At 50.9% G+C, this 1805-nt stretch carries 1 rRNA gene; it reads left to right on the top strand.

Features of this window, described 5'->3' with window-relative positions:
• Positions 1-149: 149 nt before the first annotated feature.
• Positions 150-1714, top strand: a 16S ribosomal RNA gene (locus tag NFR82_RS08760).
• Positions 1715-1805: the final 91 nt, after the last annotated feature.

Genomic DNA, 1805 nt, shown 5'->3' with positions numbered 1-1805 from the left:
TAGTACATTGAAAACTGAACAAAGTTTCGCTAAAAGTGTGCGGGTGTAAGAACCCAAACAAAGAAGCGAAGTCAATTTCGCAAGCAATAAATCTTAAGACAAAGATCTTAAAGAGAAATCGAATGAGCAATCGTTCAAACGATTATTTTAAAAATGAGAGTTTGATCCTGGCTCAGGACGAACGCTGGCGGCGTGCCTAATACATGCAAGTCGAGCGAACAGAACTAGCAGATCTTCTTCGGAAGTGACGCTAGGAAAGTTAGCGGCGGATGGGTGAGTAACACGTGGGTAACCTGCCCTATAGTCTGGGATACCATTTGGAAACAGGTGCTAATACCGGATAAGAGAGCAGTTCGCATGAACAGCTTTTAAAAGGCGGCGTAAGCTGTCGCTAAAGGATGGACCCGCGGTGCATTAGCTAGTTGGTAAGGTAGCGGCTTACCAAGGCAACGATGCATAGCCGAGTTGAGAGACTGATCGGCCACATTGGGACTGAGACACGGCCCAAACTCCTACGGGAGGCAGCAGTAGGGAATCTTCCACAATGGACGCAAGTCTGATGGAGCAACGCCGCGTGAGTGAAGAAGGTTTTCGGATCGTAAAGCTCTGTTGTTGGTGAAGAAAGACAGAGGTAGTAACTGGCCTTTGTTTGACGGTAATCAACCAGAAAGTCACGGCTAACTACGTGCCAGCAGCCGCGGTAATACGTAGGTGGCAAGCGTTGTCCGGATTTATTGGGCGTAAAGCGAGCGCAGGCGGAAGAATAAGTCTGATGTGAAAGCCCTCGGCTCAACCGAGGAAGTGCATCGGAAACTGTTTTTCTTGAGTGCAGAAGAGGAGAGTGGAACTCCATGTGTAGCGGTGGAATGCGTAGATATATGGAAGAACACCAGTGGCGAAAGCGGCTCTCTGGTCTGCAACTGACGCTGAGGCTCGAAAGCATGGGTAGCGAACAGGATTAGATACCCTGGTAGTCCATGCCGTAAACGATGAGTGCTAAGTGTTGGGAGGTTTCCGCCTCTCAGTGCTGCAGCTAACGCATTAAGCACTCCGCCTGGGGAGTACGACCGCAAGGTTGAAACTCAAAGGAATTGACGGGGGCCCGCACAAGCGGTGGAGCATGTGGTTTAATTCGAAGCAACGCGAAGAACCTTACCAGGTCTTGACATCTGTCGCAATTCTTAGAGATAAGAAGTTCCCTTCGGGGACGGCAAGACAGGTGGTGCATGGCTGTCGTCAGCTCGTGTCGTGAGATGTTGGGTTAAGTCCCGCAACGAGCGCAACCCTTGTCATTAGTTGCCAGCATTAAGTTGGGCACTCTAATGAGACTGCCGGTGACAAACCGGAGGAAGGTGGGGACGACGTCAAGTCATCATGCCCCTTATGACCTGGGCTACACACGTGCTACAATGGGCAGTACAACGAGAAGCGAACCTGTGAAGGCAAGCGAATCTCTGAAAGCTGTTCTCAGTTCGGACTGTAGGCTGCAACTCGCCTACACGAAGCTGGAATCGCTAGTAATCGCGGATCAGCACGCCGCGGTGAATACGTTCCCGGGCCTTGTACACACCGCCCGTCACACCATGGAAGTCTGCAATGCCCAAAGCCGGTGGCCTAACCCATGTGGAAGGAGCCGTCTAAGGCAGGGCAGATGACTGGGGTGAAGTCGTAACAAGGTAGCCGTAGGAGAACCTGCGGCTGGATCACCTCCTTTCTAAGGAAGCAGCTCTAGTGGAGAGTAGAAATACTAAAAGAAGCTGGAGAAGCAAACGGAAGCACACTGAGAAACTTTGTTTAGTTTTGAG

Source organism: Lactobacillus agrestimuris, from assembly GCF_943193025.1.
Lineage (GTDB): Bacteria > Bacillota > Bacilli > Lactobacillales > Lactobacillaceae > Lactobacillus > Lactobacillus agrestimuris.
The sequence above is the reverse complement of the archived record's forward strand: the minus strand, read 5'-3'. Positions and strand labels throughout refer to the sequence as shown.